Source organism: Bosea vaviloviae, from assembly GCF_001741865.1.
Classification (GTDB): Bacteria; Pseudomonadota; Alphaproteobacteria; order Rhizobiales; family Beijerinckiaceae; genus Allobosea; species Allobosea vaviloviae.
Genome location: NZ_CP017147.1, coordinates 6338691 through 6362929, shown reverse-complemented (window position 1 = coordinate 6362929; position 24239 = coordinate 6338691). Strand labels below are relative to the sequence as shown.

Here is a 24239-nt window from a genome sequence, read left to right as displayed (position 1 = left end):
CTCTATGCCTTCGGCGAGCGCTGAATCGCGAACCGAAGGCACGACGGAGCTGAAACGGAAGGGCATTCGCCGTTTCGGGTATCGGCCGGGCTGATCGAGCGGTCATGTGCCCCAGTTCGGCCAGGCGCCACTGCAACGGGGTTTCGCACCAGAATTTTCGATTTCGAAGATAATCCGAGAAGGTGTCACTCATGGGCTGCTCTTCGCTCGCCGAACTCGCCGACGATCTCAGGACCCTCAAGGTCGATTTGTCCGCCGCCTCGCCTGATTTCTCGAAAGCGCAGCGGCCACCTGCGGAGATGATCGATCGCTGGGCGGAGACGGCGGCGCTGGCCGAGCCCGAGGCGCGCGCCTTCGCGGTCTGGGCGATACGGCAGGTGGCGCTGGTGGCGGGCATCGTGCCGGCCTCGGTGCAGGAGCTCTACCTCGCGCGTGCCGCGGGCAAATGGCAGGGCAAGACCGTTCCCGCCATGAACCTTCGCGGCTGGACCTACCATACCTGTCGCGCCGTGTTTCGTGCCGCCCGGGAGATGGATGCCAAGCTGTTCATTTTCGAGCAGGCGGTGGGGGAGGCGATCTACGCCGCCCAGCCGCCGGCCGAATATACCGCAGGCGTGCTGGCTGCGGCCCTGCGTGAGGGGCATCAGGGCCCGGTCTTCCTCCAGGCCGACCATGACCAGGTCAATGCCGGCGCCTATCTCAAGGATAGCGCGGCGGAAATCCGCAGGCTGGAAGGGATCATGCGCGAGCAGGTCGCCGCCGGCTTCTACAGCATCGATATCGACGCCTCGACCGTCGTCGATCTCTCCTTGCCGACGGTGCGGGAGCAGCAGCGCCTGAACGCGGAGCTGACCGCGCATTTCACGCAATTCGTGCGCGGCATCGAGCCTGAGGGCGTCACCATCTCGCTTGGCGCCGAGATCGGCGAGGTCGGCCACGAGAACACCACGCCCGAGGAACTGCACGAGTTCATGGCGGTCTATCGCGAGGAGCTCGCGGCCCGGAGCAAGGCGCTGGCGCCCGTCAGCAAGATCAGCATCAACTCCGGCACCTATCACGGCGGCAAGATGCAGCCGGACGGCAAGCTCGCCGATGTCAACGTCGATTACGAGCTGCTGAAGACGATCTCGGACATCTGCCGCGCGGAATTCGGGATGGGCGGCGCCGTGCAGCATGGCGCCTCGACACTGCCCGGCCACCAGCTCGCGAAATTCCCGGGCACCGGCGCCATCGAGATCCATCTCGCGCTGGGCTTCACCAATTTGATCTTCGACCATCCGAAGCTGCCGAAGGCGATTGCCGGCGAGATCCGGGACTACATTTTCGCCCATCACGCCAATGAACGGCAGCAAGGCGAGAACGACCTGCAATTCCTCTACAACACGCGCAAGAAGGCCTGGAAGGTGATGAAGGCGCGGTTCTGGGCACTGCCGGAGCCCGTCGGCGAGGAGGTCATGGCGTCGCTGCAGGGCATGTTCCGCAACATGTTCACCTGGATGAATGTCGGCGACACCTCGCAACTCGTCCGCGACAACACCAGCCTGACCAAGATCGCGCCGCCCTTGCCCGACACGCTCGACAGGATTGCCGCGGAGTAAAAGGCGGCGCGATACCGACGACGACAAGAGCGGCCGCAGAAAGCGAAGCCGCCAGCTTCAAAGAAAACACCGAGGAAACGACCAACAAAAAACCGAGGAGGACGCTTATGTACCTGCACCGTAGGTCATCATTGCTGGCGCTCGCGGCAATGACACTCGCTTCCCTGCTCACCTTGCCGACCTCGTCCCAGGCTCAGCAGAAAGAGGTCCGCTGGGGGCAGTGGAAGGGCACCGAGGTCGGCGAGAAGTTCATGTCCGAACTCAAGGCCGCCTTCGAGAAGGACAATCCCGGCATCAAGCTCGTGCCGGTCGATGCGCCCTTCACCGGCTTCCACGATCGCGCCATCGTCCAGCATCAGGCCAAGAAGCTGCCCGACGTGCTGATGGTCCAGGTCGATTGGGTGGCGGAATTCGCCGATCTCGGCATGATCGATGCACTCGACGAGCGGATCGCGAAGGAGCCAAAGGAGTTCTGGGAGAACATCCCGAAGACCTTCCATCAGGCCTGGCGCGGCAAACAGTTCTATCTGCCCGTCGAGAGCGGCGCCGTCGCGCTGTTCTGGAACACCGATCTGTTCAAGGCGGCTGGCCTCTCGGGTCCTCCCAAGACCTGGGACGAGTTCGCGGAGATGGCGCGCAAGCTCACCAATCCCGACAAGCGCCAGTTCGCCATCACCGGCACGCTGCAGGGTGAGCCACCGACGAACATGACCTATGAGATCTACCCGCTCATGCTCCAGGCCGGCGCGAAGCTCATCGACGCGACCACGAACAAGGCCGTCTTCAACAGCCCCGAGGGCGTGGCTGCGGTCGAGTGGTATGTCGAGCGCATCAACAAGGACAAGATCTCCGTCCCCGGCGTGCTCAGCAATGGCGAGAAGGAGAAGCGCGCCAATTTCGCCTCGGGCAATATCGCGATGATGCTCGAGGGGCCCTGGGGCATCGCGATCCAGAAGCAGCTCAACCCCAAGCTGAACTATGAGATCGCGCCGCTACCGACGGGCAAGGCGGCCGGCACCATGGTCCGCGGCTCGCTCAACACATTGTCGAGCCAGGCGCAGGACAAGGACGCGGCCTGGGCCTTCATCAGCTGGATGTCCGGTCCCAGGGGCATCGAGATGTGGGCCAAGGGCACCGGCGCCTTCCCGGCCCGGACCGATGTCGCCAATCAGGATTGGTTCAAGGAGCGCAAGGAGTTCCAAGCCTTCGTCACCCAGATGGGCCGCTCCAATGCCGAGTCGCCCTTCCTCGTCATGCCCAACGCCGTCCAGATGAACAAGATCATGACGACGGAGGTGCAGAACGTCGTGCAGGGTAAGAAGTCCGCCAAGCAGGCGCTCGACGACGCGGCGGCCGAGTGGACCAAGATCCTGGCCTCGGCCAAGTAGGTGCGAGGTGACAGTCCTGCACACGGGCGCGCCGCCGTCGCGCCTGGTCACAGCTCATAAGCCGGCCAACCTGTCCCGTACAGGTGGCCGGTCCGGCATCGGTCGGTGGACGATGCTCTCGCTCAGGCGGCGATATCGTGAGGAGATCCTGGCCTATTCGTTCTTGTGGCCGGCCTTGCTCATCCTGGTCGCGCTGCTGATCTACCCGCTCGTCGACGTCATCCGATTGAGCTTCCACGACAGCAACCTGCAGCGCGAGACCTGGGTCGGCTTCGGGAACTATGCCGCCTTGCTGCAAGACCCGCTGTTCTGGAGGTCCTTCGGCCAAACCGTGATCTTCACGGTGTTCAGCGTGGTGCTCCACCTCGCCATCGGCCTGGCGCTGGCGCTCCTGCTCAACATGCAGATCAACGACACGTTCCGCACACTCGCGCGCGGATTGCTGATCGTGCCCTGGCTGCTGGCGCCGACGGTCGCCGGCATGATCTGGGTCTTGATGCTGGCGCCCTTCGGCGTCTTCAACGGGCTTCTCGTCTCGGTCGGCGTGATCGATGCCAACGCCTCGGTCTCCTGGCTCGGCGATCCCTCGACCGCGCTCGGCTCGGTCACGGCGATGAATGTCTGGCGCGCCTTCCCCTTCTTCATGGTGATGCTGCTCGCCGGCCTGCAAGCCGTGCCGAAACAGCTCTACGAGGCCGCCGAGATCGACGGCGCGTCATTGCCGCGCCAGTTCTGGCACATCACGCTGCCGCAGCTGCGCGGGGTGATCACCACGATCGTCCTGCTCGACTCGATCTGGAGTTTCCGCGCCTTCGATCCGGTCTTCGTGATGACCGGCGGCGGCCCGGCGCATGCGTCGGAGGTGCTCGCCAGCGCGATCTATTTCGACGGCTTCCAGAAGCTGCGCTTCGGCTACGCCTCGGCGGAGGCCGTGGTGATGTTCGTCGTCCTTTTCACCGTCAGCGCCATCTATGTGCGCCGGACCATGAGCAATGTGAGCTGACATGCGCACACGCACGGCAACGCTGCCACAGACGATCTCGCCCTATCATCTTGGCCAGCGGAATCGCGAGCGGCTGCTCAACGCGCTCGCCTATGGGCTGCTCGTCCTCGCCATCATCGTGATCTTCTTCCCGCTGGCCTGGATGGTCACGGTGTCGGTGCGTCCGAACATCGAGGTGATGAAGATGCCGCCGGACTGGATCCCGCAGGTCTTCACCCTGCAGGGCTATGAGAAGATCTTCTCCAACAAGAAGTTCCTCGTCGTCTTCCTCAACACCATGATGGTCTCGTTGATGGTGACGGGGCTGTCGCTCGTGCTCGGCGCCATGGCGGCCTATGCGCTCGCCCGCTTCAAGTTCATCGGCCAGCGCGCCGTGCTGATGTTCCTGATCACGACGCAGATGTTTCCGCTCGTGCTGCTCTGCATCCCCTATTTCCGGATCTTCATCACGCTGGGGCTGTACGACACGCGCACCTCGCTGGTGATTGTCTATCTCACCTTCACGCTGCCCTTCTGCATCCTGATGTTGCGCAGCTACTTCCTCAACATTCCCCGCGACATCGAGGAGGCGGCCATGGTCGATGGCTGCTCGCGGCTGGGGGCGATCTTTCGCACGCTGATCCCGATGTCCTACCCGGCCTTCATCGGGGCTGGCCTCTACACCTTCCTGCTCGCCTGGAACGAGTTCCTCTTCGCGGTCGTGCTGATCGAATCCTGGGAAAACCGGGTGCTGACCATGGCGATCTACAGCCTGATGGCGGAGTTCGTCACGGAGTGGAACACGATGATGGCGTTCTCGGTCCTGGCGAGCCTGCCGCTCGTCATCGCCTTCATCTTCCTGCAGCGTTTCATGGTGCAGGGCATGACCGCGGGCGCGCTGACCTCGTGACGCTCGCGGTCCGCGATACCCGCCATTTCCACCGATCGAGGAGCACAGCATGATCTCCGACCTGAAAGGCAAGGTCGTTCTCGTCACGGGCGCGAGCACGGGCATTGGCGCAGCGGTCGCCAAGGGCTTTGCCCGGCACGGCGCCAAGGTCGTCGTGCACTACAATGCCAGCCGCGACGCGGCGATGGCGGTGCTCGACGAGATCAAGCGCGAGGGCGGTGACGGCCTGGCCGTGCCTGGCGATGTGACGAAGCAGGAGGACGTCAAGGCGCTGGCCGCCCGGACGATGGCGCATTTCGGCCGCATCGACGTTCTCATCAACAATGCCGGCGGCATGCTCGGCCGGGTCGTGACGACCGAAATGGACGATGAGCATTACGACAAGGTGATGCGCCTCAACTGCTGGTCGGTGTTCTCCATGACCCGCGAGGTCGCGCCATTGATGCCGAGCGATGGCGGCAGCTCGATCATCAACGTGACCTCGATCGCCGCCCGCAATGGCGGCGGGGGTGGCGCCATTCTCTACGGCGCCTCAAAGGGCTTCGTCAGCGCCTTCACCAAGGGCATGGCCCGCGAGCTCGTGCCGTCGAGGATCCGCGTCAACGCCGTGGCTCCGGGCGTGATCGATACGCCCTTCCACGAACGCTATTCGAATGCCGAGCAGATCGAGGCGATGCGCCGAACGGTGCCGATGGGCCGCGTCGGCACCTCGGATGACTGCGTCGGGGCCTTTCTCTTTCTGGCCTCGGGGGAACTCAGCGGCTACGTCACCGGCCAGGTGCTGGAGGTCAATGGCGGCCAATTGATGCCGTAGCTTGCCCGCGAGCGCATCACCCGGCGGGTGCTTCGCCAGCCTCGAGCGCGAGCAGGGCAAAGGTCGCGAGCCAATGCTCGCCCATATAGTCGCCGGCGATATGCGGCAGCCCGGCCGCAAGATGGCGCTGCGCCGCCTCCAATGCCATCGGGCGGCGCGGGTCGTCGGCAGGTAAGCTGGCCGCCAGCGAGCGCCAGCACCAGGCCCGACTGAGATTGAGACCGTCGAGATGGGCGATCTTGCCGTCGCTGCGGTCGCTGACGGAGGCAGGCTCGAACAAGGTCCGGGGCTGGTGGTTCTCGATGCGCGGCAGGAAACGCGCGAGCCAGGGCAGGAACGCTTCCGGCGCCAGCAGGCGGCGCATGCATTCGGCCTCGATCAGCGCCGAGGACTGGAAATCGTCGCCGCTCGGCTCGCCCCAGGCCGGGCAGTCGGCGTCCTCGCCATACCAGCGCAGGCCGGTCTCGCGCAGCAGCGCGGAGAACGCGGCATCCTGCGTCGCCTGCGCATAATCGGCCGCCATCCTCAGGCCGAAGGCGGTGTTGAAATGCGTGCCGACCCGGACCGGATAGGTCGCGAGCGGCAGGAAGTCGCGGAAGCGTTGGGCGAAAGCCTCGGCGAGCGGCGCGAGCCTGACGGACCAGTCCCGGTTCGGCAAGGCGGAGAGTTCAGCCGCGAGCTTCAGCAGCCAGGCCCAGCCATAGGGGCGCTTGAAACCGCGCGCCGTCGGCTGGGCGAGGTAGTCGCATTCGGCGGCGATCTTCTCCGCGGTGAACTGCGCCTCGAACAGCGCTGTGATCTCGGTGGCCGCGGCTGTGTCCGGAAAGCGCCGCAGCACCCGGGCGAGCAGCCAGTAGCTGTGGACGCAGGAGTGCCAGTCAAAGCTGCCGTAGAAGACGGGGTGGAGTTCGCGCGGCGTGCGCGCATCCTGCGGCCCAGCGAGGACATGGTCGGGCTTGTTGGGATATTCGCGCCCGACATGGCCAAGCGCGATCCGGGCGAAGCGTTCGGCGATCTCGGCGGTCAGCTCACGGGGTTCTGTCGGCATGCTGTGTCTCCTTGGCGGGGCTGGAGCGGCTTCCGATCCAATTGGACCGTTCAACAGCTCCAGCGCTTTGGCTTAACGCGTTTTCTCCGCGCAAACGCTTCGCGTTTGTCGCGGGGGAACCGGTGCCCACTTCGCTCGAAAATGCTTTAGCGCTGCGGATACGGACGATCCATTCGATCAGCAACGGCAGCAGATAGATCGGGAATTGGGTTGCGGCAAAGAACAGCGAGATCGACGGGGTGGCACCAGTGCCCAGCGCCGACCAGACCAGGCCGACATTGCGGTTGCCAAGCGTGAGCCCCACGGTCAATCGCTGACGGAGCGAACCCGTCAGGAGAAGCGCGCCTGCGAGCTGCATGCCGAGATTGGCAGCGAAGGCCAGGCCAAGGCAGAGCAGCGCCAGTTCGGGGTCGGCCCGGAGCTGCGCCGAGACACCCGCCATCGTCGCGAGCGCGAAGACGAGCAGCGACAGGACGACGCCACCGTCAAGCAATCCACTGGTGCGATCGAGCAGCCCGCGGTCCTTCACAACTGCTATTTAAAGAGCCGATTTGGGTGGAAAGGCGATCCTCCTCTATCATCGACACCGCGGATGACGACTTTGCGCCCGCCTTCACGCGCCGCCGCAAGTTCCAGATTGCCGCTCTATTTGACCTTCAGCTATGTTGACTATCCGTTGGCCAAGATGGGTGCACGTGATGGCGTTGGATCGCGCCGACTTCTACGACGCGGAGTTACGGCGGCACAACGAACACTTTCGTGCTGCCGTCAATGCTGGAATACGGGACCGCGTACTCGATATCGGCTGTGGTGCGGGGCAAACCACTCGTGAGGCTGCCCGCGTCGCGGTGGAGGGAAGCGTGGTCGGCGTCGACGTGTCAGCAGAGATGCTCGACGTTGCTCGCCGGCGTAGCGCAGAGGAGGGGTTGCGGAACGTCGGGTTTGAACAGGGTGATGCCCAGGTCCAAGCGTTTCCGGCAGCCCATTTCGACCTGTGCATCAGTCGATTTGGGGTGATGTTCTTTGGCGATCCGGCTGCTGCGTTTGCCAACATTGGCCGGACGATGCGGCCTGGAGCCCGTCTCGTGTTGATGGTGTGGCAGAGCCGGGAGCACAACGAATGGGCCACCACTATTCAGCGGGCGCTAGCTCCCGGAACCATCGCATCAGCGGGTGCCGCGTTCTCACTCAGCGATCCTGCAGTCGCTACGGGTATTCTAACCACGGCAGGCTTTGCTTCGATCGGCTTTGCCGAGGTGCACGAACCGGTTTTCTATGGTCCAGACGTCGATGCGGCGTGTGATGCTGTGACTGGCCTCGGATTTGCGAAGGAAGCACGTGCTGGCGTCGACGCGGCGGCTGCTAATAAGGCGCTGCAGCGGTTGCGCGCTTTACTGAATGCACACTTGGCTGCCGACGGTGTGCTTTTTGGTTCGCGTGCGTGGATCATCACCGCTCATCGGACGAGCCAGTAGTCATCTGCGGCCAGTGCCATGAGAGCAACAGCGTCTGCCTCGTTACTCGCAGCGAAGGGTGTCAGGCCAAGGCCGAAGAACTGGGCCTCCGGCGGCGCGCAGGCTTCGGCTGGCAGGCGCGCCTCATGTCAAAGCGCGGACACCAGCGGCAACCTCGGCCAAGTCGCCGTTGAGCTGGTGATAGCGCCCGTTGGGCCGATGCACGATCGCGCCGGGTATCGCTCCCTCATAAAGATCGACATGCGCAAACGGCGCAATGTCATCCTCGCTGCCGTGATAGAGATGGATCGGCGTTTTCGGAGGCAGTCGCGCGCCGAGGTCGGCCTCTGGCGTTAGCGGCTTATAAAAAATCGTGCCGCCGTTGCTGAGTTTAACATGCTCTGAGGGAAGCAATATGCGGCGACCGATCGTCCTTATTGACGCACCATCCAATCTGGGCCTGCGGCCGTTACGTCCGGGTCATGTACCCGGCACATGGCATGCGCCCGAAGCCTTGGCGCGCGTCGGCCTCGATGAGGCGCTCGCGCCGTTGCGGAAGGTCAGACTGCCGCGGCCGGCATATGAACCCGAGGCACAACCCGGCACCCGGCTTCGTAACGGCCAAAGCATAAGGGCGTTCAATCTCATGCTCGCCGACGCGGTCTCGGCGGCGGTCGGCGCCGGCGAGTTCCCCGTCGTGGTCGGCGGGGACTGCTCGATCCTGCTCGGCGCGCTTGCCGGCGGCCGGCGGCTTGGGCCACTCTCGCTGGTCCACGTCGATGGCCACAGCGATTTTCGCCATCCGGGCAATTACGATTCCGCCGCCATGCTCGGCGCGGTCGCCGGCATGGACCTGGCACTGGCGACCGGACGCGGCGAGGCACTGTTGACCGGCTGGCCGGACGCGCCCGCGCCGCTCGTACCGGACGAGCAGGTGGTTCAGATCGGCGAGCGCGAAGGGCGCGATGCGGATTTCGCCTGGCCGGACGTCAACGAGACCGCCATCACCCGCATCGACGTGTTCACAGCAAGGGAGATCGGCGTTCCGAGCGTCATTGAGCGCACGCACAATACGCTGGATCGGACCGGTTGGCCGTTCTGGCTGCATTTCGACGTCGATGTCCTCGACCAGGCGATCATGCCAGCCGTCGATACGCCGGGCAGTCCGGGCATCGATCCGGCTGAGCTCGTCGTGCTGCTGCGGAGTCTGATCAAGGATGCGCGCTGCGCCGGCCTTACGATCACGATCTACGACCCAACTCTCGATCCGCAGGGTACTTATGCGCGGCTCGTCGTGTCCCTCTTGCACAATGTATTTGCCTGAAGCGCGCCGCCGCCCCCAGAATATGCCCAATCATGTCGATCCCGTTAGTTACACGTTCGGCATTCCAGTCCGATGAAAACGCTGACTGCCGCTGTGCTCGCGGCCGGTAGGCCTTGCCTCTGATCTGCTCCGTTTTCAGGGGTTAGAACAAGCTCTCCAGCCGCGTTGTCCCATTGCGGACGTGATCGCGCCAGCTCCGGTCGAGCTCGAATGCCTCGCTTCTCGAACTGACGCTGCGCCTATTCGGAAGCCGTGATGACCTGTTCGAGCAGGGCCATCGCTGCGGCGCCATCCGCTGCGCCCGGCGCCGCGGTCGGTTCGCCCCGCGCGGCCCGGACGAAGTCGCCGAGCAGGGCGTGATAGCCCTTGTGATCCTCATTGGCGGCGGCCGTGAAATTAGGCTCCCAGACCAGCGTATCCTGCCCGTCGATCAGGCTCGCCTCGGGTTTCGAGACCTTGAAGGGCGGATTGCGGAAATAACGGACCTCGTGGAGGTTACGCACCTCGACGCGGGCATGGTCACCCATGACCTGCCACCATTCCATCGGCGTGCCGCGCGATTGGTGCGTACCCATGACGAGCGTGCCGATGCCGCCATTGGCGAAGCGGAAATCGACATGGAGCAGCAGCTTGCCCGGCGCCAATTCGTGCCGCCTTGCGCCGACCGAGGCGACCTGCCCCATCAAATGCGGCACCAGATCGAAATAATGCACGCAATGATGCAGATAAAAGCCGGAATAGTCCGGGTTATTGGCGAAGTAGGTCGGCGCGGTCATGTACTGGCCGAGGAAGCTCGCCGTTTCCCCGAACTCCGTTGAGCCGATGACATTCACCGCGATGCGATTGGCCGTCGAGTAGCGCTTCATGAAGCCGAGCACGACCGGTACCTTCCGGCTTGCCGCAGCTGCGGCCAGTTCGGCAGCCTGCTTGGCCGTCGGCGCCGGCGGCTTCTCGATGAAGAGCGGCAAGCCGCGCGCGATGGCCGCCAGCCCGATCTCGTGATGCAGGCCGGGACCGACGGCGAGGCCGATAGCATCGAGATCGCTCCGGGCGAGCAGGTCGCGCCAGTCGCGCAGGCGGCAGGATTCCGCGACGCCATAGCGCCGGCCGGTCGTATTCAACCGCGCTTCGTCCGTTTCGCAGAGCGCGACGATTTCGACATCATGCCGCGTCAATTGCGGCAGCAGCATTTCGTTGGCGTGGGTGCCGCAGCCGATCCAGCCGATGCGCAGCGTGCTTGGGGGGGCGGTCATGCCGTCCTCCCGGCGAAGGCGAGCGCGGCCTTGAGGAAGGCGATGCTGGCAGCCAGCGGCTCGTCCTCGTTTTCCGTCGGCGCGCGCCATTGGGCGAGCGGCGTGCCGGCCTGCTCATCGCTGCGTCGGAAGGGTTCGAGCACGATCGGCCCGCGATAGGCGATGTCGCGCAGGGCTCGAGCGATCGCAGGCCAGTCGATATGGCCGGAGCCGACGAAGCCGCGGTTGTTCTCGTTGGCCTGGAAATGCACGAGCTGCGATCCGGCTCTGCGAATGGCATCAGTGAGATCGAATTCCTCCATGTTCATATGGAAGGTGTCGAGCATCACGCCGACAGCTGGGCTGCCGACGCGCTCGACGATTTCGAGCGCGTGGCGGGTCGTGTTGCAGATATCGGTCTCGAAGCGGTTGAGCGGCTCGACGCCGAGCATGATGCCGGAATCGGCAGCGCGCCGGCCGGCTTGCGCGAGCCCCGCGACGATGGCGTCGATGCGGCGTTTGCGTTCGCTTTCATCGACGGGGGCGGGCGCCCGACCAGCAAAGACCAGCGGAGCGCCATAGAGTGGGCCGCCGACGATGGTCGCGCCCAAGGCGGCGGCGATATCGACGCAAGTTTCCAGATAGGCGATGCCGGCCTTGTGCGCGCCGATCTCGGCGCTGGCGAGGTCGCGGGTTAAATTGACCCGGGCGGCCAGCACGCAGGACAGGCCAGCGTCCCTGATCGCGGCGCGGGTCTCGCCGAGATCGAGCTCGCCCGGCTCGGGCACCAGGAGCTCGACGACATCGGCTCCGGCCTGTTTGATCCGCCGGAAGCAGTCGAAATGCGCGCGCGCGAAGGGCCGCGCATAGAACATCGAGATGACCCCGATGGAATTCGTCATCATGATTTCACCGCTCCGGCCGTGAGTCCGCCCACGAGCCGCCTTTGCACCAGGAGAAACAGGAAGGTGACCGGCAGCGCGATCAACGTGCCGCCAGCCGTGAGAAGGCCCCACTGGATGGTGAATTCGCCGATGAAGAGCTGCAGCGCGACCGTGACGGTGCGCACCGCCTGGCCCGAGAGCATCATGGCGAAGAGATATTCGTTCCAGGAGGTGATGAAGATGTAAATGCCGGCGGTGACGACGCCGGGCATCAGCAGCGGCAGGATGATGAGGCGGATGGTCTGGAGGCGGCTGGCGCCGTCGATCATCGCCGCTTCGTCGAGGTCCTTGGGGATCGCGTTGAAATAGCTGGTCAGCATCCAGATCGCGAAGGGGATCGAAAAGGTCGAATGGCCGAGAATGACGCCAAGAAAACTGTCGATCAGCCCGAGTCGACGCATCATCAGGAAGAGCGGGATGATGAGCAGCACGACCGGGAACATGTTGATGACGAGGAAGCCGGTCAGCAAGCCCTGGCGGCCGCGAAAACGGAAGCGCGAGAAGGCATAGGCCGCCGGGATGCTGACTCCGAGGCCAAGCAAGCTGGCGCCGATCGCGATGATCAGGCTGTTGCCCAGGCTGCCGGCGAAGTTCGTGCGTGCAATCAGGTCGCTGTAATGCTGCAGCGTCGGCTCGCGCGGCCAATAGGTCAGCGGCCAGGTCGAGAGCTCCGCCTGAGGTTTCAGCGAGGTCAGGATCATCCAGCCATAGGGGCCAAGCGCGAAGAGAACGATCAGGAGGACGGGAAGCTCGACCTCCAGAATGCGCCGGGTGCGAGAGCGGCGCTCGATCATGTCTCGATGCTCCTCGCGGCCTGCCGGACATAGAGGAAGACGACCCCCAGCAGCATCGCGGTGAGGATGAGCGCCAGCGCCGCGCCATAGCCGAACTCCATGCTGCTCGAAGCGCGCAGGAAGGCGTAGAGCGGCAAAGTGTGGGTCGCGTAGCCCGGCCCGCCACCCGTCATGACCAGGATGACGTCGAGCGAATTCGCCACCCAGATCGTGCGCAGCAGCAGGGCGGTGGCGATCACGTCGGCGATTGCGGGCAAGGTCACGTGGAAGAGTTGTTGGGGCCGCGTGGCGCCGTCGATCTCGGCCGCTTCGTAGAGCTCGGCCGGCACGGTCTGCAAGCCAGCCAGGATGGTCACGGCGAAGAAGGGGAAACCCTGCCAGATCAGGGCCAGCATGATGGCGTAGAGCGCGGTGTCGGGCCTCGCCAACCAGGCGATCGGCGCCGCGATCAGGCCAAGGCGCATCGCGATGTCGTTGATGACGCCGAGGTTGAAGTCGTACATCCAGGTCCACATCAACCCGATGATGACGCTCGGCAGCGCCCAGGGGATGATGACGAGCGACCGCGCCAGCCCGCGCCACCAGAAGCTCTGGTTGAGCAGCAAAGCCGCGGCGAGCCCAAGCAGGAATTGCAGTCCGACGACGCCGATGATCCAGATGAAGGATTGGCCGAGCGAGATCCAGAAGACCTCGTCGCCGGCGATCTTGGCGAAATTGCCGAGCCCGATGAAGCGGGCATTGTCGGGGTCGTAGAGCAGGTAGTCCTGCAGGCTGAGCCAGGCCGTCTGCGCGACGGGGACGAGCACGACGCCTGCCGTGACCAGAATGGCCGGGAGCAGGAACCAGAATGGCATCGAGCCGCGCCCAAGGGGCGGCCTGCGTCTGTCCATGGTGGTGAGCGAAGCCACGATGCGAGCCTGTCGAAACGAGGGCAAGGGGCGGGGGCTGGCCGTCCGGCCGCCGCCAGTCCCGTCAACCATGGAAATGCTGCTCGACGGCGCGCATCATCTCGTCGGGCTGGATCTGACCGAGCAGCGCTCTTTGCATATTGGCCGGCCAGATCCTGGCGATGAAGTCCGGCGTCTTGGGCGAATCGGGCAGCGAGGCTGCGATCGGCAGCGAGGCGGCGCTCGCCTCGACGAAACGTTTGGGGTGCAGCGTCCAGTCCTTTGCCGCCGAGGACGCGATCGGCAATTGTCCGGTGAATTTGTTGAGCACCACGTTGTTCTCCGCGATGGAGAGGAAGGCGCACCATTTGAAGGCGGCCTCGCGCGCCTTGCTGGCGGCGAAGACGGCGTTGGATTCATCGCCGAAATAGGTCCAGCCCTTGCCGTCCGGGCCACGCGGCACCGGCACGGCCGAGACCTTGTCGCCAAGCACGCCCACGATTTCGTTCGCCGAGCCGACATGGTGGATGGTCATGGCCGTGCGGCCGGCTTTGAAGGTATCGACGATCTGGCGGAAGCTGTCGGTCGGCGCCGAGGCCGGCACCACCTTGTCCTTGAGCGTGAGATCGACGAACCAGCGATTGGCGGCGAGCGCTTTCTCGCTGAGCATGCCGCCCTTCTCGAAGCTGGCGCCGCCGCCGAGCACGAACGGCCCCCAATGGTCGAACCCGCCGGCGCCGCCGCGCAGGCCGAAGCCCGAGAGGTCGGACTTGGTCAATGCCTTGGCCGCGCTACGGAAATCCTCGAAGGTCGCGGGCGGTTTCAGGCCCGCCTGCTCGAACAGATCCTGCCGGTAGTAGAGATAGAGCACGACATATTGCAGCGGCAGGTAATATTGCTTGCCGTCGGCGCCCTTGTTGAGCTTCCAGATGTTATCGGCGATGTCGCTGCGCCCAGCCCAGCCGGCGATCAGGTCGTCGATCGGGGCAAGCGCCTTCATCTGCTGGAAGCGCGCGGCCCAGGACAGACGGACCATGGCGCAATCGGGACCGTTGCCTGCGACGAGCGCAGCGAAGAGGCGGGTCTGGTAGTCGTTGCCGCCGCCCCAGGGAATGCTCTCCGCCTGAACCTTGATGCCGGGATTCTCGGCTTCGAACTTGGCGACGAGTTCAGCTGGCGAATGCTGCGGATTGTCGAAATGATACCACCAGCGCACGGTCGTCGCGCCTTGAGCGATGGCGGGGCGGGCGAGAGGAGCGGCAAGGGGAATGGACAGTGCGCTTGCGCCCGCTAACTTGATGAAAGTCCTGCGTTCCATGGTTGGTTTCCTCCGGTTTTTTTATCGTTGAGGTGGTCGGCCAGGTATCGGCCGCCGGCCGCGAGCATGGCGGCGGCCGCAGTGAGTTCCCGGCTCATGCGCAGGCAGCCATGCACGACGCCGGGAACATGGTCGAAACGGAACGGGACGCCCGCCTCGCTCAGGCGCCGCGCCAGTCGGATCGTGTCGTCACGCAGGGGATCGAGCCCCGCGGCCGAGAGATAGAGCGGCGGCAGGCCCGCGAGATTCGACCGGACGGGAGCTGCGAGCCTCACCGTTCCATCGGGCTCGCCGCCGAGAAAGTTGTTCCAATACCAGCGCATGTTCGCGCTGGTGAGCAGGTAGTCGCCACCGCCGAAGGCCGCATGGCTCGGTGTCGAGAAATCGGGCTCGTAGCAGCCATAGAACAGCGCTGCGGCCGAGAGGGACGGCAGGCCTTCGTCGCGCCGGCGCAACAGTGCCGCAAGCGCCAGATTGGCGCCGGCGGAATCGCCTGCCATAGCGATTCCGCCGGTGGGAATGGCTTCGCCCAGGCCGCCCTGCTCGACGAAGGCGATGGCGGCCATGAGATCGTCGAGCGGCGCGGGGAAGGGGTGTTCGGGCGCGAGCCTGTAATCGACGCCAAGGACAGCGCAGCCTGCTTCCACTGCGAGATGGCGCATGGTGCCGTCATGGGTCTCGACCGAGCCAAAGGTCCAGCCACCGCCATGGGCATAGATGATGACGGTGGACACCGGCGCGGCTTCGGGTTGGTACAGCCTCGCGCGCATGGCAGTGCCCGCAGTGGGAATGGCAAGATCGCGCGCCGGGATGCCTGGAGCGCCTTCGCTCCAGGGCAGTGTCGCGGCATCGACGGTGGCGCGCGCCTCGGCGATCGGTGCGGCGCGGAAATCGAAGGCCGGACCGCTGCGCATGCGCTCCAGAATCGCCTCCATCTGTGGATCGATCCAGGGCTGCATCAGGCTTCTCCGTCGCGCAGGACGATGGTGTCGATGTGCTCCGCGATCGCCCGCGACAAGCCGCCACCGTCGCGGGCCTCAAGCAATGCAAACAGCTCCCGGTGGCGAGCGGCTGTCTCCACCAGCGGGCGGCGATGGCCCGGCGCCCAGAGCTTCGAGCGATGCGAATGCAGCGTGCAACGGGTCAGGATCTGCTCGAGCGCGTCCAACCCGGAGAGCCGGAAGATGGTCAGGTGGAAAGCCATGTCCAGCGCGATCAGGGCATATTCGTCGCCGGCTGCGGCGGCCGCGTCCATATCGGTCTGGATGGCCTGCAGACGCTCCAGATTGGCGCTATCGACATGCTGCACCGCCCGCAACGCGCCGCGGAGTTCGATGCGGCGACGCAACGCCAGAATTTCCTCCGCCTCCTCGGGGTCGAGCCGGGTTACCATGGTGCCGCGATGGCCGGAGCGGGTGACGAGCCCGTCCTCCTGCAGGCGGAAGAGGGCTTCACGGATAGTGCCTTGGCTGCAGCCATGCTCGCGCGCCATGCCGAGTTCGGTCAAAGCGCTCTCGGGGCGCAGATCATTGATCATGATCTGTCGCTTCAGCGACTCGTAGACCACGTCGCGTGGCCTTCGGATCAGGCTGGGGAGGGTCGCATTCATCAATATCGATAATGATAAATGCATCGTCAATGTCAAGCGACCTGCAAGCCGATGTCAGCTCACCGCCCGGACGATTGCGAGCTCATCAACTCGTACGACTTAGATCTCGATCGCGGCATCCACGGCGAGGGGAGGAGTTGCCACGCCCGCCTGGAGCAGTTTCCGATCCAATTGGATCGTTCAGCAGCTCCTGCTTTTTGTTCTTGCGCGTTTTCTTCACGCGAACCGGCGACCACTTCGCTCGAAAACGCTTCAGGAAACCCCGTTCAAAGCCCGAGATAGGCAGCCCGCATCTTGGGGTCGGCCAGCAATGACTGGGCGGCGCCTTGATGAACCATTTTGCCGGTTTCCAGCACATAGCCGCGATCGGCGATGGCCAGCGCTGCCGAGGCATTCTGCTCCACGAGGAGGATCGTCATCCCCTGATCCCGCAGCGAGACGACGGCATTCAGGATCTGGTCGACCAGCAGCGGCGCGAGGCCCAGAGACGGCTCGTCGAGCAAGAGTAATTTTGGCGCGGCCATCAGGGCGCGAGCGATCGCGAGCATCTGCTGCTGCCCGCCCGACAGGCTCATCGCCGGTATGGCGCGCTTGTCCTTGAGGATCGGGAACATCGCATAGGCCTGCGCCAGCCGCTCCGCGAGCCCGGCATCCTGTCTGCGGAAGGCGCCCAGGCGCAGATTGTCCTCGACGCTGAGCGGGCCAAAGACCTGCCGCCCCTCGGGCGACTGCGCGATGCCGAGCCCGACACGGGTGTGGGCGGGCATGCGCTCGATCGGCCGCCCATCGAACAGGATGCGTCCTTGCGTCAGCGGCTGAACGCCGGAGATCGTCCGCAGCAGCGTCGTCTTGCCGGCGCCGTTCGAGCCGACCAGCGCGACGATCTCGCCCTGCGCCACGGTCAGGCTGACCTCATGCAAAACCGTGATTCGGCCATAGGCCGAGGACAAGCCCTCAACCGTGAGCACGATCGGCCTCCCTGCTGCCGTGATCGCCGAGATAGGCCGCGATCACCGCCGGATCGTCGCGAATCATGCGCGGCGTCCCTTCCGCGAGAGGGCGGCCTTGCGCCAGAACCAGGATCCGGTCGGAAATCTTCATCACCAGCTTCATGTCGTGCTCGATCAGGACGACGGCAGCGCCTGACCGGGCGATCTCGACGATCAGCGCATCGATCGCCTCGGTTTCGATCGCGTTGCAGCCGGCGGCCGGTTCGTCGAGCAGGAGCACCTTCGGTTCGGCGGCGAGCGCCCGCGCGATCTCCAGGCGCTTGAGCGCGCCATAGGGCAGCGAGCCGGCATTCGTGTCGGCGTGGGCGGCAAGACCGACACGCTCCAGCAAGGCGAAGGCGGCGGCGCGCGTCAGACGGTTCTGCCTGGCGACATTGGGCAGGCCGAGAAGGTCCGACAGGAACGACGAGCGCTCGGTGAGATGGCGACCGACCATGACGTTCTCGATTGTCGTCATCCGGAAAAAGATCTGCAGGTTCTGGAAGGTCCGCGCCATGCCGCGCCGCACCAGGAGATGCGGGGAGAGTCCGATGATCGACTGCCCGTCGAGCTGCACATCGCCCCTTTGTGGGCGATAGATTCCCGTGACGAGATTGAACAAGGTGGTCTTGCCGGCGCCGTTGGGGCCGATGATGGAAAACACCTCGCCCGGCGAGACCGAAAAGCCGACGCCATCCACGGCGACGACACCGCCGAAGCTGATGCCGAGATCGGAGACGCTGAGCAGGCTCATGACAAGCGCTCCGCAAGCCAGTTGCGCAGCGACGGCACAATCCCCGTCGGCAGCACGATCATGAAGACCATGATCAGCAGGCCAAGCACGGCCTGCTCGTATTCCTGCAAGGAGGTCAGCGCCTGCGGCAGAACGATCAGGAACGCCGCACCGACGACCGCGCCGAGAACGGAACCGAGACCGCCGATGATCACCATCGCGACGAACTCGACCGAGTGCATGAAGCTCGCGGCATCGGGCGTGATCAGGCCGTTCATGCAGGCAAGCAGCCCACCGGCTATGGCAGCATAGACGGCGGCGGCTACGAAGGCGGCGAGCTTCTTGGCTGCGACATCGACGCCTGCGCCCGCTGCCGCGACCTCACTGTCGTGCAAGGCGCGCAGCGCTCGGCCGGACGGGCTATCGGCGATGTTGAGCGCGATCCAGGCTCCGACGAGCAGCACGCCGGCGTTGACCCAGTACCATTGCGTGGCCCCAGTGATGCGCCAGCCGAACACCGTGAGACGCGCCACCGCCATGCCGTCGGGTCCGCCGGTGACCGCGCTCTCGCTCTGGAAGATCAACGCCAGGATGAGGCCGAAGCCGAGCGTCGCGATGGCGAGGTAATAGCCCTTCAGCCGCAGGATCGGACGTCCGACGAGATAGGCAATGACGCCCGACAGCACTGCCGCCAGAGCCAGCGACAACAGCGGCGAGAGGCCGAGATGGGTCGGGCCGATCGCCACGCCATAGGCGCCGATGCCGAGAAAGCCGGCATGACCGAGGCTGACCTGCCCGGCATAACCCATCAGGATCGTCAGCCCGAGCGCGGCCAGAGCGAAAATCCAGACCAGCGCCGCCACGCGCAGATAGAAGGCTGACGGGGCGATCAGCGGCACCACCGCCATCACCAGCGCCAGGACAGCGAGCGTCGCCCAGCGCGACTGCAATGCGCCCTTGAGCATCAGACGCGCTCCACGCTGCCGCCGCCGAACAGGCCGCGCGGCATGAAGAACAGCACCAGAAGGATGGCGAGGAAGGCGACGCCGTCCTTATAGGTCGAGCTGATATAGCCTGCTCCAAAGGCTTCCATCAGGCCGATCAGGACGCCGCCGACCACGGCGCCGAGCGGATGGCCCATGCCGCCCACCATCGCGGCGGCGAAGCCCTTCAGCGCGAACAAGGTGCCGATATCGTAGCGCGTCAGCGTGATCGGCGTCACGAGGACGCCGGCGATCGCGCCGATGGCGGCGGAGACGCCGAAGGCGAGCGCGAGGATGACCTTGACGTTGATCCCGACCAGACGCGCCGCCAGCCGGTTGGCGGCAGTGGCGAGCACCGCCTTGCCGAGCAGCGTCCGTTCCAGGAAGAGATAAAGCGCGACAAACAGCACGATCGCACCACCGACGACCCAGAGGCTCTGCGGCAGGATGGTCGCGCCGCCGAGAGCGATCGGGTCAGAGCCGGTGAAGGCGGGCAGCGAGTGGAACTGCTTGTCGAAGACGACCTGGGCGACGCCCTTGATGAAGATCGAGGCGCCGATCGTGATCATGATCAGCGCGACCGGTGAAGCGCCGCGCGCCGGCTCGATCGCCAGGCGATGCAGCAGCAATCCGACGGCCACCGCCGCCAGGATCGCGATGAAGGCGGCGAGCGGCAGGGAGAGGCCAGAAGCTGCCAGAAACACCGTGCCCATGCCGCCGATCATGACGAAGTCGCCCTGGGCGAAATTGATCACGTCGGAGGCGTTGTAGATCAGCGTGAAGCCGAGCGCGACGAGGGCGTAGACCGCGCCGACCGTCAGGCCTGAGAAGAGCAGTTGCAGGAATTCGGCCATGGCGTCTCGCACATGCGCTGGAGCGTTTTCAAGCGAAGTGGAATCCGGTTCGCATGAAGAAAACGCGTTAAAACAAAGGGCTAGAGCTATTGAACGATCCAGTTGGATCGGAGATTGCTCTGGCGCCGGGGCTGAGTGCCGGGGCTATGCCCCGGCCGGGGAAAGGGGTGACCAGATCGGCTGCGCCTCAGCGCGCGCCGACCTCGACCCAGCCGCCGTTCCGGACTTCCAGCATCCGGAAGGACTCGGTGCCCAGCCCGAGATGGTCGGTCGCCGACATCGTGTAGATTCCGGTGACGCCGACATAGCCCTTGGTGGCTTCCAGCGCGTCGCGGATCTTCTGCGGGTCGGTGCCCTTGGCCTTCTGGATCGCCTCGACCACGAGTTGAATGCCGTCGAAGGCATAGCCGCCGAAAGTGGAGACGGGCTGGCCGACGGCCTTCTCGTAGGATGTCTTATAGGCGGTCACCACCGCCTTCTGCTTGTCGGCATCAGTGAGCTTGTCGGCGACGAGCAGGGCAGGGGCCGGCAGCCTTATGCCTTCAGCGGCGGGGCCGGCGAGATCGATGAAGCTCTTCGAGGCGACGCCATGGCTCTGGTAGAGCGGCAGCCCGATGCTGAGCTGGCCGTAATTGCGCGTCACGATCGCCGGGCCCTGGCCGAAGCCGGGGTTGACCACCGCCTGGAGTCCGGCGGTGTTCTTGATCTTGTTGAGCTGCGGCGTCATGTCGGAATCGGTCGCGCCATAACTCTCATCGGCCACGATCGTGATGCCATAATCCTTCACGACCCGCAGGCACTGGGTGCGCATCGACTTGCCGAAGCCGTCGGTGCCCGAGATCATGCCGACCTTGGTCAGGCTGCGCGCCTTCATGTCCTCGAAGATCTTTTCGCAGGCGGTCTTGTCGGTATGCGGCGTCTTGAACACGAAGCTGCGCACGGGCTCGATGATCTCGATCGCGCCGGCGACGGAGACGAACGGCACCTTGGCGTCCTCGAAGACCGGGATCATCGCCATGGTCGTGCCCGTCGTGGAACCGCCGACCATGGCGACGACCTTGTCGTCCTCGATCAGCCGCGTCGCGAAGGTGCGCGCCTTGTTGGCGTCGCCACCATCGTCATAAAGCACGAGCTCGATCTGGCGGCCGAGCACGCCGCCCTTCTTGTTCAGCTCCTCGACATAGATCTTGAGGGTCTTCGCCTCCGGGTCGCCGAGGAAAGCTGCAGGGCCGCTTGCGGAAAGGACGGCGCCGATCTTGATCGGATCGGCGGCAAGAGCCGGCAGCGACAGCAAGGTTGTGACAGCAAGGGCTTGCAGCGCGGACGCGCGCAAGGACTGCCGTCCGAAGGCGGATTTCGTCATGGGGCGTTCCTCCAAGAAGGCCTGAGCTGGATCAAGCGCGGCGGTTGGCCCGCCATTTTATTCCCATCGACATCGTAGCTGATGCCGATACGGTAGCAAGCTAAAATTAACCGGCCGATTGGTCAATCTTAAAAGCGGGATTTGCGCGTATCATTGATCGACCAGTCGGACAGTCTTTGATATTCAGAAGCGACGGGACCGATTATGCAAGCTGGAAAGCGTAAGGCGGGACCCTCGGTATCAAGTCCGGCGAACAGGGCTGCGCTGGAAGCGACGACACAGGAACACGACACGCAATGGCTCGCACCCGCGCACAAGACTACGACGCCAAGCGGCAAACGATCCTGCACCGCGCGGCTGAGCTCTTCGCCCAGTACGGCTATTCGGGAACCTCGATCACGATGATCGCGGAGGCTTGCGGGGCTTCCAAGGCGCTGCTTTACCACTATTACCCCGACAAGGTCGCGGTGCTGTTCGACATCCTGTTCGACCATCTCAACGATCTGGTGGCCGCCGTCGAGGAAGCGGCTCGTTCGGCGAAAGATCCGCAGGAGCGCCTCTACGCCCTGTCTGCCGCCCTGTTGGAAGCCTATCGCGACGCCGACGCCCAGCATCAGGTGCAGATCGCCAATCTCAAATTCCTGAGCGACGACCGGCAGGAGACATTGCGCGCGCTGGAGCGCCAGCTCGTGGCGATCTTTGCCGACGCGATCGCCGAGACGGTTCCGGCGGTGGGACATGGGCCCCTGCTCAAGCCGCTGACCATGTCCCTGTTCGGCATGCTGAACTGGCACTATCTCTGGTTCCGCGAGGGCAAGGGCCTGTCGCGACAGCAATATGCGTTGATGGCCTCGCAGCTCATCACCGCCGGAGCTGCGGTTGCGGCAGAGGCCGTGGCGCCGGCAGATGCCAGGCCGCTTCGGCGTCAAGCTGCATCCGCCAAGCGTGGGGCGTGATGCAGATTATCTGCCCTGCCGCTTGCGGTTGTGGCGCCGGGCGCTACTGATCGCCGATGTCCCGCGCCACACTCGACCCGATCCTCGACCATCTTCGCGGCGAGCCTTCGCGGACCTGGTCGATCATCATCACCATCTATGGCGACGCGATCGTGCCGCGCGGCGGCTGCGTCTGGCTCGGCACCTTGCTCGCCTTCTTCCGGGCGATGGGGCTATCCGACGGGCTTGTCCGTACGGCGATGTCCCGGTTGGCGACCGATGGCTGGCTGGAGCGCATCAAGGTCGGCCGCAACAGCTTCTACAGACTGGCCGATAAGGGGCGCGACACTTTCCGGCACGCGTCGGAGCAGATCTACACGCTGCATTCGCCGCCTTGGCCGGGGCGTTTCGACGTGGCGCTGTTCGATGGCGGCGCCGACCGCGAGGGCACGAAGGCGGCGATGGAGACCGCGGGTTTCGGAATCGCCTCGCCCGGTCTCTGGCTTGCGCCAGCCGGCGCTGCGCTGCCGGAGCTGGCAAACGGCGCGCTGCGCTTCGAGGCGGGCGGGGACCTTTCCACCAATCGGGCGCTTGCGGCGAGGAGCTGGCCTCTCGACGCCATCGCCGAAGCCTATCGCCGTTTCCAGGCTGCGTTCGAGCCGCTCGCGACCGGCCTCGAGGGCGGCATTCGCCTGTCCGATCTCGATGCGCTCGTCGCCCGCATCCTGCTGATTCACGAATACCGCCGGGTCGTGTTGCGCGATCCCGTCCTGCCTGCCGATATCCTGCCGGAGGACTGGCCAGGCGCGTCGGCGCGCAGCCTGTGCGCCGCGATCTACCGCCAGGTGCTGCCCAGCTCGGAACGCTGGCTCGACCAGAACGCCAGCAATGAGAGCGGCGAGCCGCTGCCGCGCTCGAGCGCGCTCGAGAGCCGGTTCATGACCTGAGGCCCGGGCGTCGGCGCCTGCACGCTCGCCTCGCCGCGCTATAATATGTTACAAGAAATTATTGACTTTGATTTTTCTGTCACATATAAATTGGACCAACGAGAAAAAAGGAGGAGCGCATGTATACGCAGGCCCTCAACACCAATCCCGATTCCGGCGAACGCCAGCTCGAGGATGCCGGTCTCGCGGCCCGGTTTCAGGCCAGGGTCGATGCCGAGGAGCGGATCGAGCCGAACGACTGGATGCCGGCGGCCTATCGCCGGACCTTGACCCGCCAGATCTCGCAGCACGCCCATTCCGAGATCGTCGGCATGCTGCCGGAGGGCAATTGGCTGACGCGGGCGCCGTCGCTGCGCCGCAAGGCCGCCCTGCTGGCGAAAGTCCAGGACGAGTGCGGCCATGGCCTCTATCTCTATGCCGCCGCCGAGACGCTCGGTTCGTCGCGCGAGGAACTCGTCGACCAGCTTCTGAGCGGCAAGGCCAAGTACTCCTCGATCTTCAACTATCCGACGCTGACCTGGGCCGATATCGGGGCGATCGGCTGGCTCGTCGACGGCGCGGCGATCATGAACCAGATCCCGCTCTGCCGCTGTTCCTATGGCCCTTACGCGCGCGCCATGATCCGGGTCTGCAAGGAGGAATCCTTCCACCAGCGCCAGGGCTACGAGATCATGCTGACGCTGTCGCGCGGCACGCCCGAGCAGAAGGAGATGGCGCAGGATGCGCTCAATCGCTGGTGGTGGCCCTGCCTGATGATGTTCGGGCCGCCCGATGCCGCCAGCCTGCACTCCGACACCTCGACACTGTGGAAGATCAAGCGCTTCTCCAATGACGAGCTGCGCCAGAAATTCGTCGATGCCACCGTGCCCCAGGCGCGGATTCTCGGGCTTTCGCTGCCTGACCCGGAGCTTCGCCTGGATGAGGAGAGCGGGCACTGGCGCTATGGCGAGATTGACTGGGACGAGTTCAAGCAGGTGATCGCCGGCAACGGCCCGTGCAATCGGGAACGGCTGGCGGCGCGGCGCAAGGCCCATGACGAAGGCGAGTGGGTGCGCGAAGCGGCGCTCGCTTACGCGCAGAAGCAGCGCGGCAAGGCGCTCGCCGCCTGAGCGGGCGCTGCCGGCGGACTGAGG

Annotated in this window: 25 protein-coding genes; 10 read left to right on the top strand and 15 right to left on the bottom strand. The window is 64.9% G+C overall.

Annotation, left to right across the window (positions count from 1 at the left end; all coding sequences use genetic code 11):
• Positions 1-191: 191 nt before the first annotated feature.
• The 5 genes from BHK69_RS29550 (at position 192) to BHK69_RS29530 (ending at position 5692) form a co-directional block, all read left to right on the top strand.
• Positions 192-1598 (top strand): beta/alpha barrel domain-containing protein, encoded by a 1407-nt coding sequence (locus BHK69_RS29550; protein ID WP_069693229.1) that lies wholly within the window; start codon positions 192-194, stop codon positions 1596-1598.
• A gap of 149 nt (positions 1599-1747) precedes the next feature.
• Complete coding sequence (locus BHK69_RS29545) at positions 1748-2986, top strand: ABC transporter substrate-binding protein (protein WP_158516296.1); 1239 nt, start codon at positions 1748-1750, stop codon at positions 2984-2986.
• Positions 2987-2993: 7 nt separating this feature from the next.
• Positions 2994-3989: a carbohydrate ABC transporter permease gene (locus BHK69_RS29540; RefSeq protein ID WP_148663626.1), complete on the top strand. Its 996-nt coding sequence runs from the start codon at positions 2994-2996 to the stop codon at positions 3987-3989.
• Between the two features lies 1 nt (position 3990).
• Positions 3991-4878: a carbohydrate ABC transporter permease gene (locus BHK69_RS29535; protein WP_083269753.1), complete on the top strand. Its 888-nt coding sequence runs from the start codon at positions 3991-3993 to the stop codon at positions 4876-4878.
• Between the two features lie 49 nt (positions 4879-4927).
• Positions 4928-5692: an SDR family NAD(P)-dependent oxidoreductase gene (locus BHK69_RS29530; protein ID WP_069693227.1), complete on the top strand. Its 765-nt coding sequence runs from the start codon at positions 4928-4930 to the stop codon at positions 5690-5692.
• A 16-nt stretch (positions 5693-5708) separates the two neighbouring features.
• Here the strand turns inward: BHK69_RS29530 and BHK69_RS29525 are convergent, their stop codons facing one another.
• Both BHK69_RS29525 and BHK69_RS29520 read right to left on the bottom strand, forming a co-directional pair.
• Complete coding sequence (locus BHK69_RS29525) at positions 5709-6740, bottom strand: DUF2891 domain-containing protein (protein WP_069693226.1); 1032 nt, start codon at positions 6738-6740, stop codon at positions 5709-5711.
• On the bottom strand, positions 6721-7269 hold the full coding sequence (locus BHK69_RS29520) for a hypothetical protein (RefSeq protein WP_148663625.1): 549 nt from the start codon (positions 7267-7269) through the stop codon (positions 6721-6723). The genes BHK69_RS29525 and BHK69_RS29520 overlap by 20 nt, the downstream gene beginning before the upstream one ends.
• Before the next feature lie 169 nt (positions 7270-7438).
• Here BHK69_RS29520 and BHK69_RS29515 point away from each other — a divergent pair, with 169 nt between their 5' ends.
• Complete coding sequence (locus tag BHK69_RS29515; protein WP_069694068.1) at positions 7439-8215, top strand: class I SAM-dependent methyltransferase; 777 nt, start codon at positions 7439-7441, stop codon at positions 8213-8215.
• Positions 8216-8338: 123 nt separating this feature from the next.
• Here BHK69_RS29515 and BHK69_RS29510 read toward each other — a convergent pair whose 3' ends face one another.
• Entirely contained in the window at positions 8339-8608 is a 270-nt protein-coding gene (locus BHK69_RS29510) for a hypothetical protein (protein WP_069693224.1), read from the bottom strand.
• A 1-nt stretch (position 8609) separates the two neighbouring features.
• Here BHK69_RS29510 and BHK69_RS29505 point away from each other — a divergent pair, with 1 nt between their 5' ends.
• The gene (locus BHK69_RS29505; RefSeq protein WP_199579011.1) at positions 8610-9518 is read left to right on the top strand and encodes an arginase family protein; all 909 of its coding nucleotides are present in this window, start codon (positions 8610-8612) and stop codon (positions 9516-9518) included.
• 239 nt (positions 9519-9757) lie between these two features.
• On the opposite strand, the gene BHK69_RS29500 is transcribed toward BHK69_RS29505, so the two are convergent.
• From BHK69_RS29500 to BHK69_RS29445, 12 genes are all read right to left on the bottom strand, one after another.
• Positions 9758-10771, bottom strand: a complete 1014-nt coding sequence (locus BHK69_RS29500; protein ID WP_069693223.1) for a Gfo/Idh/MocA family protein — start codon at positions 10769-10771, stop codon at positions 9758-9760.
• Positions 10768-11652, bottom strand: coding sequence for a sugar phosphate isomerase/epimerase family protein (locus BHK69_RS29495; protein WP_069693222.1), 885 nt, complete (start codon positions 11650-11652; stop codon positions 10768-10770). Before BHK69_RS29495 ends, BHK69_RS29500 begins: the two co-directional genes overlap by 4 nt.
• On the bottom strand, positions 11652-12488 hold the full coding sequence (locus BHK69_RS29490) for a carbohydrate ABC transporter permease (protein ID WP_069693221.1): 837 nt from the start codon (positions 12486-12488) through the stop codon (positions 11652-11654). The genes BHK69_RS29495 and BHK69_RS29490 overlap by 1 nt, the downstream gene beginning before the upstream one ends.
• Positions 12485-13342: a carbohydrate ABC transporter permease gene (locus BHK69_RS29485; protein WP_244548359.1), complete on the bottom strand. Its 858-nt coding sequence runs from the start codon at positions 13340-13342 to the stop codon at positions 12485-12487. The genes BHK69_RS29490 and BHK69_RS29485 overlap by 4 nt, the downstream gene beginning before the upstream one ends.
• A 118-nt stretch (positions 13343-13460) precedes the next feature.
• The gene (locus BHK69_RS29480; RefSeq protein ID WP_083269752.1) at positions 13461-14693 is read right to left on the bottom strand and encodes an ABC transporter substrate-binding protein; all 1233 of its coding nucleotides are present in this window, start codon (positions 14691-14693) and stop codon (positions 13461-13463) included.
• On the bottom strand, positions 14666-15652 hold the full coding sequence (locus tag BHK69_RS29475; RefSeq protein ID WP_069693219.1) for an alpha/beta hydrolase: 987 nt from the start codon (positions 15650-15652) through the stop codon (positions 14666-14668). The genes BHK69_RS29480 and BHK69_RS29475 overlap by 28 nt, the downstream gene beginning before the upstream one ends.
• On the bottom strand, positions 15652-16302 hold the full coding sequence (locus BHK69_RS29470; RefSeq protein ID WP_158516295.1) for a GntR family transcriptional regulator: 651 nt from the start codon (positions 16300-16302) through the stop codon (positions 15652-15654). The genes BHK69_RS29475 and BHK69_RS29470 overlap by 1 nt, the downstream gene beginning before the upstream one ends.
• A gap of 266 nt (positions 16303-16568) precedes the next feature.
• Positions 16569-17270, bottom strand: a complete 702-nt coding sequence (locus tag BHK69_RS29465; protein WP_069693218.1) for an ABC transporter ATP-binding protein — start codon at positions 17268-17270, stop codon at positions 16569-16571.
• Positions 17257-18045 carry an ABC transporter ATP-binding protein gene (locus tag BHK69_RS29460; protein ID WP_069693217.1) on the bottom strand — a complete coding sequence of 263 codons (789 nt, stop codon included), beginning with the start codon at positions 18043-18045 and terminating at the stop codon, positions 17257-17259. The genes BHK69_RS29465 and BHK69_RS29460 overlap by 14 nt, the downstream gene beginning before the upstream one ends.
• Positions 18042-18989 carry a branched-chain amino acid ABC transporter permease gene (locus tag BHK69_RS29455; RefSeq protein WP_069693216.1) on the bottom strand — a complete coding sequence of 316 codons (948 nt, stop codon included), beginning with the start codon at positions 18987-18989 and terminating at the stop codon, positions 18042-18044. Before BHK69_RS29455 ends, BHK69_RS29460 begins: the two co-directional genes overlap by 4 nt.
• The gene (locus tag BHK69_RS29450) at positions 18989-19861 is read right to left on the bottom strand and encodes a branched-chain amino acid ABC transporter permease (RefSeq protein ID WP_069693215.1); all 873 of its coding nucleotides are present in this window, start codon (positions 19859-19861) and stop codon (positions 18989-18991) included. Before BHK69_RS29450 ends, BHK69_RS29455 begins: the two co-directional genes overlap by 1 nt.
• Before the next feature lie 187 nt (positions 19862-20048).
• A complete protein-coding gene (locus BHK69_RS29445; RefSeq protein ID WP_069693214.1) occupies positions 20049-21224 on the bottom strand; it encodes an ABC transporter substrate-binding protein in 1176 nt (391 codons plus the stop codon).
• 296 nt (positions 21225-21520) lie between these two features.
• Here BHK69_RS29445 and BHK69_RS29440 point away from each other — a divergent pair, with 296 nt between their 5' ends.
• The 3 genes from BHK69_RS29440 to paaA all read left to right on the top strand — a co-directional run bounded on the left by BHK69_RS29440 (position 21521) and on the right by paaA (position 24215).
• Positions 21521-22180 (top strand): TetR/AcrR family transcriptional regulator, encoded by a 660-nt coding sequence (locus BHK69_RS29440; RefSeq protein ID WP_069693213.1) that lies wholly within the window; start codon positions 21521-21523, stop codon positions 22178-22180.
• 56 nt (positions 22181-22236) lie between these two features.
• Positions 22237-23106 (top strand): phenylacetic acid degradation operon negative regulatory protein PaaX, encoded by an 870-nt coding sequence (gene paaX / locus BHK69_RS29435; RefSeq protein ID WP_069693212.1) that lies wholly within the window; start codon positions 22237-22239, stop codon positions 23104-23106.
• A 119-nt stretch (positions 23107-23225) separates the two neighbouring features.
• Positions 23226-24215: a 1,2-phenylacetyl-CoA epoxidase subunit PaaA gene (gene paaA, locus BHK69_RS29430; protein WP_069693211.1), complete on the top strand. Its 990-nt coding sequence runs from the start codon at positions 23226-23228 to the stop codon at positions 24213-24215.
• Positions 24216-24239 lie beyond the last annotated feature (24 nt).